Annotated in this window: 16 protein-coding genes and 1 pseudogene; 12 read left to right on the top strand and 5 right to left on the bottom strand. The window is 49.6% G+C overall.

Annotated features, from left to right (window positions below):
- The first annotated feature begins 123 nt into the window (after positions 1 to 123).
- From ftsB to rpoS, 8 genes are all read left to right on the top strand, one after another.
- Positions 124 to 444 carry a cell division protein FtsB gene (ftsB, locus tag ACJ8HB_RS10010; RefSeq protein ID WP_016929043.1) on the top strand — a complete coding sequence of 107 codons (321 nt, stop codon included), beginning with the start codon at positions 124 to 126 and terminating at the stop codon, positions 442 to 444.
- 3 nt (positions 445 to 447) lie between these two features.
- Positions 448 to 1,155: a 2-C-methyl-D-erythritol 4-phosphate cytidylyltransferase gene (gene ispD, locus ACJ8HB_RS10005; protein ID WP_033649254.1), complete on the top strand. Its 708-nt coding sequence runs from the start codon at positions 448 to 450 to the stop codon at positions 1,153 to 1,155.
- 10 nt (positions 1,156 to 1,165) lie between these two features.
- Positions 1,166 to 1,639, top strand: coding sequence for a 2-C-methyl-D-erythritol 2,4-cyclodiphosphate synthase (gene ispF / locus ACJ8HB_RS10000; protein ID WP_004932594.1), 474 nt, complete (start codon positions 1,166 to 1,168; stop codon positions 1,637 to 1,639).
- Positions 1,640 to 1,643: 4 nt separating this feature from the next.
- Complete coding sequence (gene truD, locus ACJ8HB_RS09995; protein ID WP_047569296.1) at positions 1,644 to 2,690, top strand: tRNA pseudouridine(13) synthase TruD; 1,047 nt, start codon at positions 1,644 to 1,646, stop codon at positions 2,688 to 2,690.
- On the top strand, positions 2,671 to 3,432 hold the full coding sequence (surE, locus tag ACJ8HB_RS09990; RefSeq protein WP_033637163.1) for a 5'/3'-nucleotidase SurE: 762 nt from the start codon (positions 2,671 to 2,673) through the stop codon (positions 3,430 to 3,432). The genes truD and surE overlap by 20 nt, the downstream gene beginning before the upstream one ends.
- The gene (locus ACJ8HB_RS09985) at positions 3,426 to 4,052 is read left to right on the top strand and encodes a protein-L-isoaspartate(D-aspartate) O-methyltransferase (protein ID WP_033637164.1); all 627 of its coding nucleotides are present in this window, start codon (positions 3,426 to 3,428) and stop codon (positions 4,050 to 4,052) included. The genes surE and ACJ8HB_RS09985 overlap by 7 nt, the downstream gene beginning before the upstream one ends.
- A gap of 325 nt (positions 4,053 to 4,377) precedes the next feature.
- Positions 4,378 to 5,376 (top strand): murein hydrolase activator NlpD, encoded by a 999-nt coding sequence (nlpD, locus tag ACJ8HB_RS09980; protein ID WP_047569294.1) that lies wholly within the window; start codon positions 4,378 to 4,380, stop codon positions 5,374 to 5,376.
- A gap of 54 nt (positions 5,377 to 5,430) precedes the next feature.
- Positions 5,431 to 6,429 (top strand): RNA polymerase sigma factor RpoS, encoded by a 999-nt coding sequence (gene rpoS / locus ACJ8HB_RS09975; protein WP_004932578.1) that lies wholly within the window; start codon positions 5,431 to 5,433, stop codon positions 6,427 to 6,429.
- A gap of 79 nt (positions 6,430 to 6,508) precedes the next feature.
- Here the strand turns inward: rpoS and mutS are convergent, their stop codons facing one another.
- Positions 6,509 to 9,070: a DNA mismatch repair protein MutS gene (gene mutS / locus ACJ8HB_RS09970; RefSeq protein WP_094859820.1), complete on the bottom strand. Its 2,562-nt coding sequence runs from the start codon at positions 9,068 to 9,070 to the stop codon at positions 6,509 to 6,511.
- A gap of 146 nt (positions 9,071 to 9,216) precedes the next feature.
- Here mutS and ACJ8HB_RS09965 point away from each other — a divergent pair, with 146 nt between their 5' ends.
- From ACJ8HB_RS09965 to ACJ8HB_RS09955, 3 genes are all read left to right on the top strand, one after another.
- Positions 9,217 to 10,674 (top strand): tyrosine-type recombinase/integrase, encoded by a 1,458-nt coding sequence (locus ACJ8HB_RS09965; protein ID WP_072021588.1) that lies wholly within the window; start codon positions 9,217 to 9,219, stop codon positions 10,672 to 10,674.
- Between the two features lie 11 nt (positions 10,675 to 10,685).
- Positions 10,686 to 11,270 carry a hypothetical protein gene (locus ACJ8HB_RS09960; RefSeq protein ID WP_001272879.1) on the top strand — a complete coding sequence of 195 codons (585 nt, stop codon included), beginning with the start codon at positions 10,686 to 10,688 and terminating at the stop codon, positions 11,268 to 11,270.
- A 158-nt stretch (positions 11,271 to 11,428) separates the two neighbouring features.
- The gene (locus tag ACJ8HB_RS09955; protein ID WP_047569290.1) at positions 11,429 to 12,412 is read left to right on the top strand and encodes a hypothetical protein; all 984 of its coding nucleotides are present in this window, start codon (positions 11,429 to 11,431) and stop codon (positions 12,410 to 12,412) included.
- Positions 12,413 to 12,539: 127 nt separating this feature from the next.
- On the opposite strand, the gene ACJ8HB_RS09950 is transcribed toward ACJ8HB_RS09955, so the two are convergent.
- Positions 12,540 to 13,055 carry a helix-turn-helix domain-containing protein gene (locus tag ACJ8HB_RS09950; protein WP_000611155.1) on the bottom strand — a complete coding sequence of 172 codons (516 nt, stop codon included), beginning with the start codon at positions 13,053 to 13,055 and terminating at the stop codon, positions 12,540 to 12,542.
- A gap of 912 nt (positions 13,056 to 13,967) precedes the next feature.
- Here ACJ8HB_RS09950 and ACJ8HB_RS09945 point away from each other — a divergent pair.
- Complete coding sequence (locus tag ACJ8HB_RS09945) at positions 13,968 to 14,393, top strand: hypothetical protein (protein ID WP_047569287.1); 426 nt, start codon at positions 13,968 to 13,970, stop codon at positions 14,391 to 14,393.
- A 132-nt stretch (positions 14,394 to 14,525) separates the two neighbouring features.
- On the opposite strand, the pseudogene ACJ8HB_RS09940 reads toward ACJ8HB_RS09945, so the two are convergent.
- The 3 genes and pseudogenes from ACJ8HB_RS09940 to ACJ8HB_RS09930 form a co-directional block, all read right to left on the bottom strand.
- A pseudogene (locus ACJ8HB_RS09940) lies at positions 14,526 to 14,797 on the bottom strand (hypothetical protein).
- A gap of 179 nt (positions 14,798 to 14,976) precedes the next feature.
- Positions 14,977 to 16,176, bottom strand: a complete 1,200-nt coding sequence (locus tag ACJ8HB_RS09935) for a relaxase/mobilization nuclease domain-containing protein (RefSeq protein ID WP_072021587.1) — start codon at positions 16,174 to 16,176, stop codon at positions 14,977 to 14,979.
- Positions 16,145 to 16,582 (bottom strand): ATP-binding protein, encoded by a 438-nt coding sequence (locus ACJ8HB_RS09930; protein ID WP_072021586.1) that lies wholly within the window; start codon positions 16,580 to 16,582, stop codon positions 16,145 to 16,147. The genes ACJ8HB_RS09935 and ACJ8HB_RS09930 overlap by 32 nt, the downstream gene beginning before the upstream one ends.
- Positions 16,583 to 16,687: the final 105 nt, after the last annotated feature.

Here is a 16,687-nt window from a genome sequence, read left to right as displayed (position 1 = left end):
GATTTGGGTTATAAACTCGGGAACCCTTCATCCGTATTCTGAATTTGGCGTTGAAATGCCGCTCTCAGTGTGGAGTCCAACGAGAAGTTGTGGGATGATTGGTCGGTTTTTCAGGGGGCGGAGATGGGAAAACTTACGCTGCTATTGCTGGCATTGCTCGGTTGGTTACAGTATTCACTGTGGCTGGGCAAAAATGGTATTCACGATTACGTGCGGGTCAATGAAGACGTTGCGGTCCAGCAGGGCAACAACGCCAAGTTGAAAGCGCGTAACGATCAGCTGTTTGCCGAAATCGACGATTTGAACGGCGGACAGGAAGCGATCGAAGAGCGTGCGCGTAATGAGCTGGGCATGATCAAGCCCGGTGAGACTTTCTATCGTCTGGTTCCTGACCAATCCAGACGCAACGCGGCGTCTTCCTCGCAAAACAACGCACAAAAATAACGCATGAATCACTCCGCAGGCACCTTTCCCTCGGTGATTGCCGTCCTGCCCGCTGCCGGTATCGGCAGCCGCATGCAGGCGGAATGCCCGAAGCAATATTTAACTATCGGCCGGCATAGTATCGTCGAACACGCCATCCATGCCCTGTTGCGCCACCCGCGTATCGAGCGGGTGATCGTGGCGATCGGCCCCGAAGATCGCCAGTTCGAACAGTTGCCGATCGCCCAGGATCCGCGGGTGATCGTCACCGAGGGCGGTAAGCAGCGCGCGGATTCGGTGATGGCCGGGCTGAATCTGGCGGGCGATGCGGACTGGGTGTTGGTGCACGACGCCGCGCGCCCCTGCCTGCACGCCGACGATCTCGAGCGCCTGCTGGCGATTACCGCACACAGTAAGGTCGGCGGCATTCTCGCCGCGCCGGTGCGCGACACCATGAAACGCGCCGAGCCCGGCCGCGAAACCATCGCCCATACCGTCGATCGGCAGGATCTGTGGCACGCGCTGACGCCGCAGCTGTTTCCGCTGCCGTTGCTCAAGCAGTGCCTGCAGCGCGCGCTGGATGAAGGCGCAAACGTCACCGACGAAGCCTCGGCGCTGGAGCATTGCGGTTACCATCCGCTGCTGATCGCCGGCCGGGCGGACAACATTAAAGTAACGCGGCCGGAGGATTTGGCGCTGGCGGCGTTCTATTTGACTCAGTTGGACAATTAAGGAGCGCATCATGCGTATCGGTCACGGTTTTGACGTACATAAATTCGGCGGCGAAGGCCCGTTGGTGATCGGCGGTGTTCGCATCCCTTACGACAAAGGTTTGCTGGCCCACTCCGACGGTGACGTCGCGCTGCACGCCGCGACCGATGCCCTGCTGGGCGCGGCGGCGCTGGGCGATATCGGCAAGCTGTTCCCCGATACCGATCCGGCGTTCAAAGGCGCCGACAGCCGCGAACTGCTGCGCGAAGCCTGGAAACGCATTCGCGCCAAAGGGTATCGCCTCGGCAACCTCGATATCACCATTATCGCCCAGGCGCCGAAAATGGCGCCGCACATCCCGCAGATGCGCGTTTTCCTGGCGGAAGATCTGCAGTGCCATATGGATGACGTCAACGTGAAGGCCACTACCACCGAGCAGCTCGGCTTCACCGGGCGCGGTGAGGGCATCGCCTGCGAAGCGGTTGCCTTGCTGATCAAGGAATAACCGCATGGATATGGCGAATCTGACCTGGCTGCATGGCCGGCCGCAGAGCACCGGGGTGTTGAAAGCCAATCCGGAAGATTTCGTGGTGGTGGAAGATCTGGGCTTTGCACCGGACGGTGAAGGCGAGCACGTGCTGGTGAACATCCGCAAAAACGGCTGCAATACCCAGTTCGTGGCCGACTATCTGGCGCGCTTCGCCGGTATTCACGCCCGTTCCGTCAGCTATGCCGGCTTGAAGGATCGCCACGCGGTGACCGAACAGTGGTTCTGCCTGCATATGCCGGGCAAGGACACGCCGGATTTCTCCCGGTTTGCGCTGGAAGGCTGCGAGGTGCTCTCGTATGCCCGCCACCTGCGTAAAATGCGCATCGGCAACCTGAAGGGCAACCACTTTACGCTGGTGCTGCGCCAGATTTCAGATCGTCAGGACGTTGAGCGCCGTCTGCAGGCCATCGCCGCGCAGGGCGTGCCGAACTACTTCGGCAGCCAGCGTTTCGGCCGTGGCGGCAACAACCTGGTGATGGCGCGCCGCTGGGCGAATGATGAAATTCGCGTCAAAGAGCGCAGCAAGCGCAGTTTTTACCTCTCTGCCAGCCGCAGTGCGCTGTTTAATCTGGTCACGAGCAGGCGCCTGGCGGACGGCCTGCAGCGCACCGTGCTGGAAGGTGACGCCCTGCAGCTGAGCGGCCGCGGCAGCTGGTTTGTCGCCAAAGCCGATGAGCTGGAGACGTTGCAACAGCGCTTGGATGCCGGTGAGCTGGTTGTCACTGCGACGTTGCCGGGCGACGGCGAGCCGGGCACCGCCGGCAGCGCGTTGGCATTTGAACAACAATGCTTGGCGGAGCAGCCGGAATTGCTTACGCTTTTAAAGCGCGAGCGTGTCGACCCCGCTCGTCGGGCCCTGCTGCTGCTGCCGCAAAATATGCGGTGGAGCTGGTGGGATGACGTTACCGTGGAACTGCGCTTTTGGCTGCCGGCAGGCAGCTTCGCCACCAGCGTGGTTCGCGAGATCATGCAGCAGGATGACAGCGATGCGGATATTGCTGAGTAACGATGACGGCGTCAGCGCTCCGGGCATTCAGGTGCTGGCGGCGGCGCTGCGGGAATTCGCCGAAGTGCAGGTTGTGGCGCCGGATCGTAACCGCAGCGGCTCTTCCAATGCCTTAACGCTGGAGTCGCCGCTGCGCACGCAGACGCTGGCCAACGGGGATATTGCGGTGCTGCAGGGGACGCCGACCGACTGCGTTTACCTTGGCGTCAACGCCTTGATGCGCCCGGCGCCCGATATCGTGGTCTCCGGCATCAACGCCGGGCCGAATTTAGGCGACGACGTCATCTATTCCGGCACCGTCGCGGCGGCGATGGAGGGCCGGCACCTGGGGCTGCCGGCGTTGGCGGTGTCGCTGAACGGCCACCGGCACTACGCGACCGCCGCCGTCATTACCTGCCGTATCCTGCGCGCGCTGCAGCGCGAACCGTTGCGAACCGGAAAAATCCTGAATATCAACGTACCGGATCTGCCGCTGGCGGAGATCAAAGGCTTGCGCGTGACCCGCTGCGGCAGCCGCCATCCAGCCGACAAGGTCTTCTGCCAGCAGGATCCGCGCGGACAAAATATCTACTGGATCGGGCCGCCTGGTGATAAATTTGATGCCGGGCCGGATACCGACTTTGCGGCGGTGGAACAAGGCTATGTGGCGATAACGCCGCTGCAGGTGGATTTAACCGCCTACGCGGCGCAAGAAGTCGTGAAAACATGGTTAACCAAAGCAGAGGTTAGCGGGGAATGGTGAACAAGCGCATGCAAACATTGCTGACGCAGCTGCGGCAGCAGGGGATCCGGGACGAAAAGCTGCTGCGGGCGATCGAGGCGGTGCCGCGCGAGCGTTTTGTCGACGAAGCGCTGGATCATAAGGCCTACGAAAACACCGCATTGCCGATCGGCTCCGGCCAGACCATTTCCCAGCCTTATATGGTGGCGCGGATGACCGAACTGCTGAATCTGACGCCCACCTCGCGGGTGCTGGAGATCGGCACCGGTTCCGGCTATCAGACCGCCATCCTGGCGCATCTGGTGCAACACGTTTGTTCCGTCGAACGTATTAAGGGGTTGCAGTGGCAGGCCAAGCGCCGCCTGAAGCAGCTCGATCTCCACAATGTTTCCACCCGCCACGGCGATGGCTGGCAGGGCTGGGCGTCGCGCGGCCCGTTCGATGCGATCATCGTCACTGCCGCGCCGCCGGAGATCCCGCAGGCGCTGGTGGAGCAGTTGGACGATGGCGGTATTCTGGTGTTGCCGGTGGGGGAGCAGGCTCAAACTCTCAAACGCATTCAGCGTCATGGCAACGAGTTCGTTGTCGATGCGGTAGAAGCGGTGCGCTTTGTGCCGCTGGTGAAAGGCGAATTGGCCTAGCGATCGTCTGATTTTTCGACCGTCGGCAAAATCTATTGCACTTTCATCATGCCCGGATAAGGTTTTCTCGTTCCAATCAGGTTAATTTTCACTAGAATTGGCCTTTCTACGTAGTTGTCTTATGGTGCGGCAACGCCAATCTGGTTAGCATTGGCGCGCGTTTTGATGCTCCGGCGCGAGATGACCTGGCATTCAGGGATCGGCCGGCGGCGCCTTTACATCGCAGAAACTGGGAAGTGGCAAAAGCTCGGCTACGATGTAAAGGGTATTTTGGATATATCACTGATATTGCTGTCATGGGGGAAGCATGAGCACGGGAAGCCCAATGATTACGTTACGCCGGGTTGCGGTGTGTACGATGGTAAGTTTGTGGTTGGCGGGTTGTACGAACAATGCCTCAACGTCGGCCCCTATCAGCAGTGTGGGGGGCGGCGGCGCCGTTCCATCCGGCAATAATAATGGCGGGGCGCAGCAGGCCAGCCCAGAGGGCCGCATTGTCTATAACCGCAGTTATAACGCCATTCCTAAAGGGAGTTACAGCGGCGGCGAAACTTATACGGTCAAGCGCGGCGACACGCTGTTTTATATTGCCTGGATCACCGGCAACGATTTCCGCGACCTGGCGCAGCGCAACAATATTCCCGAGCCATACAGCCTGAATGTTGGCCAAACCATTCAGCTTGGTAATAGTTCCGCTAACGGCGGCGGCGGTATGTTGGCGACGACTGACGCGACCCAAGGCGGCGTTCCGAAGCCACCTTCCACCTCCCAGATCCAGACGGCAACGGTTGATTCTCAATCAACTAACGCGTATTCTGAAAACTCGGGTAAACAGAATGTAGGTAAGATGTTACCTGCAGCAGGGGTCGCAGCGGTTGGGACCGCGGCTGCGCCTGTTACCGCGCCGGAAGCCGCTCCACCAGTGAGCAGCACCGTCAGCAACAGCGCTCCGGTCAGTACCTGGAGATGGCCGACTGACGGTAAGGTTATTGATAACTTTTCCTCATCAGAAGGTGGGAATAAGGGTGTCGATATCGCCGGCTCCCGTGGGCAGCCGATCTTCGCTACCGCCGATGGCCGCGTAGTGTATGCAGGCAACGCTTTACGGGGTTACGGTAATCTAATCATCATCAAACATAATGATGATTACCTGAGCGCCTACGCTCATAACGACACAATGCTGGTCCGGGAACAACAAGAAGTGAAGGCGGGTCAAAAAATAGCCACCATGGGTAGCACCGGTACCAGTTCAGTACGTTTGCATTTTGAAATTCGTTACAAGGGGAAATCCGTAAACCCGCTGCGTTATCTTCCGCAGCGATAGATTGGGCAGAATACGCTGAGATTCTGCTCGCGGTATCACGGGTAGGAGCAGCATATGAGCCAAAATACGCTGAAAGTTAACGAGTTACATGATGATGCGGATTTCGACGAGAATGGAGCTGAGGCCGAGTCGTTTGATGAAAAAGCGCTGGTAGAAGAAGAGACCAGCGAGAACGATTTAGCGGAAGAAGAGCTGTTGTCTCAAGGCGTTACGCAACGCGTATTGGATGCGACGCAGCTCTATCTGGGTGAGATCGGTTATTCACCTCTGCTGACCGCAGAGGAAGAAGTCTATTTTGCGCGGCGTGCTCTGCGCGGTGACGTGCCGTCCCGCCGCCGCATGATTGAAAGCAACCTGCGGCTGGTGGTGAAAATCGCCCGCCGCTACAGCAACCGCGGTCTGGCACTGCTGGATTTGATCGAAGAGGGTAACCTCGGTCTGATTCGCGCAGTGGAAAAATTCGACCCGGAACGCGGTTTCCGCTTCTCCACTTACGCAACCTGGTGGATCCGTCAGACGATTGAACGGGCGATCATGAACCAAACCCGTACCATTCGTTTGCCTATCCATATCGTCAAAGAACTGAATGTCTATCTGCGCACCGCGCGCGAGCTTTCCCACAAGCTGGATCATGAACCGAGCGCTGAAGAGATTGCCGAGCAACTCGACAAGCCGGTGGATGACGTCAGCCGCATGCTGCGTTTGAATGAGCGCATCACCTCGGTGGATACGCCGCTGGGCGGGGATTCGGAGAAAGCGCTGCTGGACATTCTGGCCGACGAGAAGGACAACGGGCCTGAAGACACCACGCAAGACGACGATATGAAGCAAAGCATCGTCAAATGGCTGTTCGAACTGAACGCCAAACAGCGTGAAGTGTTGGCGCGTCGTTTCGGCCTGCTGGGCTATGAAGCGGCGACGCTGGAAGACGTAGGCCGGGAGATTGGCCTGACGCGCGAGCGCGTCCGTCAGATTCAGGTTGAAGGTCTGCGCCGTCTGCGTGAGATTCTGCAGATGCAGGGCCTGAGCATTGAGGCGCTGTTCCGCGAATAACGCCGGTTGTTGAACCGCATCAAATAAAAACGGTGAGCGTCATGCTCACCGTTTTTTTATGCCCGCGTTTGGCGCCAGACTACACCATATTTTTCAGCCGGTAGATCCATTCCAGCGCCTGGCGCGGCGACAGGGAATCCGGATCCAGCGCTTCCAGGGCTTCAACCGCCGGCGAGGTTTCTTCCTGCAGCAGCGTCATCTGGGTGGCATCGACGCTGCCCGAGGCGGTGTGGCTGGAGATAGACTCCAGCTCGCGCAGCTTCTGGCGGGCGCGCTTGATGACGTCGCGCGGTACGCCGGCCAATGCGGCGACCGCCAGGCCATAGCTTTTGCTGGCGGCACCGTCCTGCACGCTGTGCATGAAGGCGATGGTATCGCCATGTTCGAGCGCGTCCAGATGCACGTTGACCACGCCTTCCATTTTCTCCGGCAGGGTCGTCAGCTCGAAGTAGTGGGTGGCGAACAGCGTCATCGCCTTGATGCGGTTGGCCAGGTTCTCGGCGCAGGCCCAGGCCAGCGACAGGCCGTCGTAGGTGGAGGTGCCGCGGCCGATTTCATCCATCAACACCAGGCTATGCTCGGTGGCGTTGTGCAGGATGTTGGCGGTTTCGGTCATCTCCACCATGAAGGTGGAGCGGCCGGAAGCCAGATCGTCCGCCGCGCCGACGCGGGTGAAGATGCGATCCACCGGGCCGATGGTGGCCTTGGTGGCCGGCACGTAACTGCCGATGTGCGCCATCAGCACGATCAGCGCCGTTTGCCGCATATAAGTGCTTTTACCGCCCATGTTCGGGCCGGTAATGATCAGCATACGGCGCTGTGGCGACAGGGTGAGCGGGTTGGAGATAAACGGCTCGCTCAGCACCTGCTCCACCACCGGGTGACGGCCTTCGGTAATGCGGATCCCCGGCTGCTCGCTCATGGCCGGGCAAGCGTAGTTCAGGGTATCGGCGCGCTCGGCCAGGTTGGCCAGCACGTCCAGTTCGGCCAGTGCGGCGGCGCTTTGCTGCAGTTCCGCCAGGTGTGGCAGCAACAGATCGAACAACTCGTCGTACAGGCTTTTCTCGATCGCCAGCGCCTTGCCCTTGGAGGTGAGCACTTTGTCTTCGTACTCTTTCAATTCCGGGATGATGTAGCGCTCGGCGTTTTTCAGCGTCTGACGGCGCACATAGTGGATCGGCACCAGGTGGCTTTGGCCGCGGCTGACCTGAATGTAGTAGCCGTGTACGCCGTTGAAGCCGACCTTGAGCGTATCCAGCCCCAGCTTTTCACGCTCGCGGATCTCCAGCCGATCGAGGTAATCGCTGGCGCCGTCGGCCAGTGCGCGCCACTCGTCCAGCTCGCTGTTATAACCGGGGGCGATCACGCCGCCGTCGCGCACCAGCACCGGCGGGGATTCAATGACCGCGCGCTCCAGCAGCTCGCGCAGCTCGTCGAACTGGCCCACCTGAGACAGCAGCTGCTGCACGTGCGGGGTATCCACATCTTGCAGCAGCGCGCGGATGTCCGGCAGTTGCTGGAAAGCATGGCGCATGCGCGCCAGATCGCGCGGCCGGGCGGTGCGCAGCGCCAGACGCGCCAAAATTCGCTCCTGATCGCCCACCTGACGCAGTGAAGGCTGCAGATCGGTGAACAGCTCCTGCAATGCGCCGATCGCCTGTTGGCGGGCGGTGAGAACCTTGATATCGCGGGTCGGCATGTGCAGCCAGCGTTTCAGCATGCGGCTGCCCATCGGCGTGACCGTGCGATCGAGGATCGCCGCCAGCGTGTTGTCGCTGCCGCCGGACAGGCTCTGCGTCAGTTCCAGGTTGCGGCGGGTGGCGGCGTCCATGATGATGCCGTCCTGCTGGCGCTCCATGGTGATGCCGCGAATGTGCGGCAGTGAAGTGCGCTGAGTATCTTTGACGTACTGCAGCAGGCAGCCGGCGGCGCGCAGCGCCTGGTGCGCCTGTTCGACGCCGAAACCGGTCAAATCGCGGGTGCCGAACTGCAGGTTGAGCTGCTGACGCGCGGTCTCAAGCTCGAATTCCCACAGCGGGCGGCGGCGCAGGCCGTGGCGCTGTTCGATCAGCGCCATTTGTTCGAAGGTTTCCGGGTAGAGCAGCTCGGCCGGATTGGTGCGCTGCAGCTCGGCGGCCATGGTTTCCAGATCCTGCGGCTCGGCGACGCGAAAGCGGCCGGAGCTCACGTCCAGCGTGGCGTAGCCGAAGCCGCGCGCGTCCTGCCAGATCGCCGCCAGCAGGTTGTCCTGGCGCTCTTGCAGCAGCGCTTCGTCGGTGATGGTGCCGGGCGTGACGATACGCACCACTTTGCGCTCGACTGGCCCTTTACTGGTGGCCGGATCGCCGATCTGCTCGCAGATGGCGACGGACTCGCCGAGCTGCACCAGCTTGGCCAGGTAGTTCTCTACAGCGTGGTGCGGCACGCCGGCCATCGGGATCGGTTCACCCGCCGAGGCGCCGCGTTTGGTCAGCGAGATATCCAGCAGCTGGGAAGCGCGCTTGGCGTCGTCGTAAAACAGCTCGTAGAAGTCGCCCATGCGGTAGAACAGCAGGATTTCAGGATGCTGGGCCTTGAGGCGCAGGTACTGCTGCATCATGGGCGTATGGTCTGAGAGATCCTTGTCGATAGACTCTTGCATATTGATTTTACTCATTTTTTAAGTCTTGCGATTACCCATGTGGCCCCATGTGAAACCGCTTTAAACCCATATAAATCGATAAATTTGTATACCAGAAGTATACCGATTAGTGTCGGGTATACACTCTGACTTGCTGGTATACATTTATGAAAATGACACTTACTCAGTCGATTATAATCAATAAGTTATCTATCGACGTGAAACCAGATCTCGACCAGCAAGGGCGAGTAGTCTACTTACCCAATCCTGAACGAAAGCCGTATATTATCACTGACAACCACAGGGATTCACCCGTAGGTTTCGGTGTCAAAATCAGTGCCACCAAAAAAACCTATATCATTCAACGACGGGTGGCGTCAGCAGACAAGCGACCCTCGACGGGTGGCAAGGCACCGAAACAGGTTATCAGATCTACGATTGGTAATGTTTCAGATTTTGCCAACATTGATCAGGCACGCGATGCTGCTCGCAAATTCGTTGAAACTATGAAGTTGACCAGACGAAATCCGAATGCAGTAAAGCGAGAAGCAGAGGCTTCTGAGCTAACGATCAGTGAAGTTTTTGCGCAATACAGAAGTCATCTTATGGGCAGATCGAAACCGGCAAAGCCCAACACATTAAATGTGCTGAATAAAGCCGAAAACCGCCTGAAAGAGTGGGAAAATCTTAGAGTAAAAGATCTGACAGGCAACGAGATATTGCGCAAGTTTGATGAGATCGCTTCAAGAGCCAGAACTGCGGCAGAGCAGACTTTTCGCTGGGTGAATGTGGCGGTAAGACATGCGATTGAGATCGAAGCGGGAAATGCTCAGACACAACAACGACAACCGACACTAAGCTACAACCCTTTCTCAATTCTGACGATACAGAAAAAATTCAGAATCCGTTCACAGCTTGAAGAAAGCTATCGCGCAAAAGGTGTACGAAACCCACTGTCGCCAAAAGACATCTTGGGGCGATTTTTAACGGCATTGCACAACAAGAGAAGCTTCAACCGCCTGGGATGCGATTATCTTTTGCTGACTGTTCTGACAGGAGCCAGGAAAGAAGAAACAGCTTCATTGTGCTGGCGAGAAGCTCTGACAGAAGAAGAAGCCAGAACGACCAGCTATGTTGATCTTGAAAATAGGATAATTCGATTTTACGACACTAAAAACCGCAACGACCATGAACTTCCAATTTGTGATGCTACGAAGCGAATTCTTGAAGACCGAAGAGATTTAGTCAACGAGACTGAAAAGCGAGCAGATAAACGCAAATGGGTTTTTCCTGCCCGGTCGTCGCGAAGCAAAGTTGGGCACTATTCAGACAGCAAAAGCCTACGCGAGTATATCTGCCAGGAAGCAGGAATATCGAAGCTGGGGATGCACGACCTGCGAAGAACCTTTGGTCGTGTTGCAGAAGGGCTCACTTCATATTCTGTGGTGAAAAGGTTGCTCAACCATCGCAATACCACTGATCCTACTGAACGGTATGCAATGCCTGATAATGATCGAATTTATGAGGCACTTCAAAGTATTGAGCTCCATATGCTTATGACTGCACCAGAGTTGTATAATACACTTCTGGCTTCGGCGAAATATCAACCATTGCCAACAAATTAGGGGAACAGGGAATGAGTGCAATCGATACTTTAAGGGAGTATGCCGAAGTATGGCGGCTATTTGGTAGTATGCCAGATGATGCAACCCTGAGTGCTGAGGTTTCGGCTCTTTATCTTGGTGTAAGTGTCAAAACATTGGCTCGTTATCGCCAGACTGGTAATGGCCCTGCTTATATCCAATATCAGGCAGAAGACAGCAAAGCAAGGAATCAACGAGTAAATTATCTTTTAGGTGATTTAAGAACATGGCGTGATCGTCATAAGGTCAGCAGCACAATGGAGGCTGCACAGGTCCGTGGACTGGCTTTTACTTCGTTGGTTGACTTTATCGAACCGGAACCTTTCTGGACTATTGATAATAAAATTTATTCACATGTTCTTACTGTTTCTGACGAAATATTCAAGGAACTATTAAATACAAGCCGTGCAGAAGTTATCTGGATCTCTGTGGAAAAAGTTTTGTCTGAGGACTGGCATACTGCGAGAGAACGGCAGAGATGGAATGATTTGTTTGTTGGGGTTATGACAGGATTGGTAGATGCTTGTGTGGCTGAGCAGGAGAGGCATGTATTGTATGAAGAATTTTTGCAATCATAATTTAATTTCTATTTTTTTGTTATTTTGAATAAGTTTATTATTGGTTATGCTCAGTGTAATAATATTCAGTTAATTATGGATTACAAAGAGTAAATAATTTTAAAATTCAATATCGTAGCACATATATCTTTTAATCTTTTATCATTCCGGAGTTAACTATGAGTATTGACTCACGATTTGAAAAATTCATGCTTTCATTAACTTCAATAGAAAGCATAGATTCAATAGAATTGAGTGAGGAACTCAGAAAAGAGAAAAAGGCTGATTATTTGGGAATGGGAAGGAAGATCATTTTTGAACAAAAATGTATAACACAAGAGCAATCTCAAAAAATCGAACTTGAGTTAGAGCAATATGTCAATGACGAAAACTATCCTGTTTTCTATGGTGAAAGGGATTTCAATTTAGTCATAAAAGATCTTCCTAATAGTGAAGATATCAAAAACAGAGTATTTGTTCGAATTACAAAATTACTTGAGTCATATTTGAGTCAGGCATGTAAACAAATAGAATCATCTAAAAATATTTTTAATTTAGATAATTCAGTTGGTGTGCTTGTCATTTTAAATGAGAAAATAAAAATATTATCACCAGATTTAGTTGTTTACCGATTACAACAAAGAATGAAAGAAAAAAAAGATGGAGAGTATAGATTTAACTCTATTGACTATATAATATTTATATCTGAAACACATGAGATAAACGGTAATCCAGTTGTGATTATTATAGAAGGTTCTAATGCGGCTAAGAACCCTGCAGAAATTAATGAATATTTGAATTATATTGCTAATGGGTGGTCTCAATTTAATGGTCGTAATACTATAAAAATTGACAATGCCAGAGATTTATTCATTAATTTAGAAGAGAAAGAAGAGCCTAAATCAAATAGTTTAACTCGCACTGATGAAAGAAAACTATGGTATCGTAAAAACCGATATATGAAAGATTGGTCAGATGATAAAGTTTTACAGGCGGCGGTTGATCATATGAACAAAATAATGCCATTTATTTTGAAAAATGGACCAAAATTACCAGTGGATAAGTTAGGTGAGCTAATGTTGGCATTTGGTGATTTTATTGAAGAGTCCAACATGCGTGGCTTAGATCTAAAAGGACTTAATAACCTTTTCACGGATAAGTGATTTTTAAAGATATCAAATATAATATATTATAATCGTTGCCATTTTTTGTAACTAATTAAAAATGGCAACCTTTTTAGTATTGTTTTTATCATTCTAGATATATATATTTTAGTACTGTGAGATTTATTCACGATTGTTTTTTTCTAACACTATAAAAACTAAATGAGTTATCAAAGTCCTCTGTTTCTGCTTTGGATCTCTTGAATTTACCCATTTGCTCCTCATTAAATTTATGAGGAATCCCTTTTACACATAAATTAGAGTTCAAATAAACATGATCGTCTTCTGCATTTCGAATCAATATTTTCTTTTCGAATAATTCTTTGAATGCTCTTGAAACATTAGATTTTTGTAGTCCTAAATCTTTTGCTACCCTTGATTGAGAGAAATTAACAAGAATATTACCATAATCAATGATTGAAAAAAGATAAATAATTATCCGAAAAGAAGTTGGTGTTAGCTTCATTTTTGCCAGAGTGCCGATATTTGTTTTAAAGATCATGGAAAAATCATCCTTAAAGGAGGTTTTCCTTTTATTACTGGCTTTAATTCTAAGTTCTTCTAAATCGTCTAATGATACGTCTAATGCTTCTGCAATCGCGGATTTTTGTTCTCTGGTTAGAATAACATTTGTATTTATCATATTATCTCCTTTTGTTGTTTATCTGATAATATATATTGCATATTTTATTTAATTGTCAAATTTTTATTCACAAAAACACAAATTATTTTATCTATATTGATATATGGAGTATTAAAATAAATACTATGGGTGGTAGATTTAATGTTTCAGGTTATAAAATAAATAAATTTACTTCATGGAAGTCATTACCGCTCATCTGATGTAATATTATGATTTACTTAGTTTTATTTTGTTTGTCTTTCGCAAGATTAAAGACAAATAAAGAAATAAGAAACCATAGCATTACAATACTAATTGGATCTGCCATATTGTCTTGCTTGATTCAATATCGAATATATCCATTATGCTTATGTGTATAAATGTAATGAAGTCTGCGCAACTTCAGTGTTGCGCCATTGGACTTCGGTCATCATTATTTTTTTTGGACTAAATGTAAATAATCACGCTATATACAGATATCTGGAGTTAAATGAATGAGCAAGGTTGTCGCAGAAGAGCTTAGATATCAGAATAACTGAAAATCATTGTATTACATGATTATAAAAACCGGCTTTCGCCGAAAACCTCTGGAAAATTATTTCTACTTCAGCGAGTGAGTGCTTTGTGCACTCAGCGGTGCTGCAAGAAAGTCCGTAGAGAAGTATAAACCAATATCTTCGTATCAGTATACGGGGCGTAAGCCAGTGCGAAGCACTTTGTCATAAATATCCGTCGAAGGTTTTTTATTAATTGGTTTTAAATTCGATTGAAGGAGCATCGTTTTTAACTTAAATATATTATTCTTTTGTTTTCCATAAGCGAGATAAAAATCATTTCTCATTAGTAATGACACAAAAATATTTTGTTTTAGATGTTGATTTTTTATGTTGGCATGATAGTACTTGATTATAAAACTGAAAAAAGGATCAAACTATGTGCAATAATATTACTCTTTCTCAGGAAGAAAAATTTATCAAGTTGATTGATAAATATATCACCCAGCATCGTGATAATACTATTAATACTGTTTTTTACCGAAAGCTGTATGTGCTTTTCGTCGGATATCATCTTAAATATTATTACTCAAGTAAGCAATACTGCAACTCGTGTTTTCATGTGGATAATATTATGCAGATGTTCACAGGTGTAGTTTCTTCACTCAAGGCTAATGTGCTAATAAAGCTCAACAACAGTCATACAATGCTTCATTGCTTGAACGGACTTGTGGATTACATTTCCACTAACCTCATGGAGGTTGAACAACTCTATGCAGATTTACTGGCGCAATATGAAAGGAAAAGTATTTCTCATTCGTTGGATTTTATACCACCACCCATGGGTGGCAGAAAAAGACTGTGAGAATACGGAAATAACAGTTATGCGGAACTTTCAGTTCAAATTAATTAGCGGGTAAGAAAAGCAGGAGTTGGTTATCCAAGCTCCTGCCTGAATGAAGAATTTGCTGAAATTTTACTTATTATGGGATTTATTTTATCGAATAAACAAAACCCTGTCTGCATAGATTTTTTAAGTATATATATAAGAACAATACAGCTTACGAAAAACGTAATGACCGAGACTGGAGTGCTTCCGGTCAATGAAAATGCTAACCATGCGAGACCGAACGCCACGAATTGAAACAGAAATGCCACTATGACCGGGCTTTCGCCATAGACCACTTTTGCATGGCATCCAATGCATATTTTTACACCGTGGGGACTTTCCTTAAAGCAGAAGGGGCATCGAACTGTCTGGTTACTCATTGTGACTCCGTGGCCTAAATTAAGTTGATGTCTTTTTGACCATTCTCGATGAATAATTCTCTTTAGTAAAATTGCTTGTACCGATCGATGATTATCATGTGATAGATTTTAGCTATCATAATCAAAATAATGATCTGTATAAACGATCAATAATTTATTGACTAAATTACATTTATGAACTAATTGTGGTGTGGCTTGTAGCTGTGAGTTTTACTAACTGATTGTTCTGAAAACTGTTTGTCAAAAGACTCAGGGTTGTGTGCAAGTAAGTGAAGATGATAAATTTGTCTAAAGGGACGAGCGGTCGCATACAACAGAGAACTATCCAACTGTCTGAGCAGTTGTATGAGCTTGCTAAGAAATGGAAGCCACATCTGGAAGTGGGATTGGTGTTGTCTGGATATCTGATGGGCCGTAAAGCGTAGTTTTTGGTTCAACTGGATGGTTTGGGCAAGTTCATTCTCCCTTTCATTTCTGACTTGCTCGTCGAGTTGTAGTAGTTTATCGAGAATAGTTTCTCTGCTGGGATGTTGTGCTTCTTGCTGTTTACAAGGAGCTGGAGCAAATTTAGATCTTGTATTAAGTAGTTTTACATGTCCAGGCGAGTAATCAATAAGTGTCTGAATATTTGACCAGGCATACCTTTTCCCAAGCTGCGAAGCTTTGAAGGCAATTCCCTGAAATTCAAATGAAAAACCATTCATTTTGCCCGTCGAAGCAATGTTGGGCTGGCAGGTTACACCCACTTGTTCCAGTTGCTGAATGAACGATAACAAATCTGGGCGATTGGCTAACACATTATCGATGCAAGTTTGCAAAGCGGCTTTTGGGCAGGGAGTTGCCGTTCGTTCAGAGAGCATCTTTTCGTTGCGCGAAAGCTTCTTTATGCTCTGAGATCGTCGGTTTGAAGTAGTTGCTGTTTCTGTGAGACCATGTATTCTTTCAAGCTCACTGATAATACGAGTGCTGATAAGGTTCTCATTTTTTCCAAGATACAACTTTCCATCAGTAATATCGATACGACTGGCAATAATGTGAATATGCTGTCCCACCTCATCATTATGAAGAACATAACAACGAAGATGTGTATCATTAAAACCCATACGGGACATATAGTCGTCGGCTACGGTTGCCCATTGTGCTTCTGACAATTTTTCTCCATGCGGTAAGCGAAGAGAGTTGTGCCATACCGGTTTTTTGATATCAGGTCGTAAAAGTTTTGTTTGTCCAAACTCGCGAATAAGGTCAACGATATGGTTGCCAGCCATATTGCCACCAATAACCTTGGGATCAGTTTTATGGTGTGAAGCCGGTTCAAGTACATAGACAACTACTCCTGTAAATTGCTTACCTCTCTTGATTTTCTGCATACCTTTCATTTGTATTACTCCAAAAAGTTGAGGGAAGTAGAAGAGTGCGAAGTGTCTGCACCTGCCGTTTGATTACATGCATTTCTGTCAGGGTTGGATCGCTGTCAGGACTTTTACCATCGAGGTATGTCAGCAGGCGATTTAAATCTTGTGAAAGGCGACCAAGCTCTACCCATGCACTTTTATTAATCTCTGGTAATACCAAAGGAAGTTTATTCAGCGAAGCCATCCTGAGCCATTCTCCTTTTTTATAGGAACCTCTTTTTTCTTCCAGAATAGATAATTCATTTTCATTTAATCTGACACTTATACAGTATGATCTGATTTCATTTTCTGGTAACCGTTCAGTATGGAATTTTCCTCTTCTCGATGTTTTTGTTAAATCAGGCTGTTGTTTTTGAGGATTATAATGCATATAAATACCTAAATTTTAATCGTGTCATGAACCATATATAAATGATAATAATAAAACGTCAAGTGTGTAATCGTGAAAAAACAAACACCGGATAAAGGAGTGTCT

It is taken from the genome of Serratia sp. CY27727, assembly GCF_052169275.1.
GTDB lineage: Bacteria > Pseudomonadota > Gammaproteobacteria > Enterobacterales > Enterobacteriaceae > Serratia > Serratia sarumanii.
This window is presented reverse-complemented; position numbering and strand designations above follow the sequence as displayed.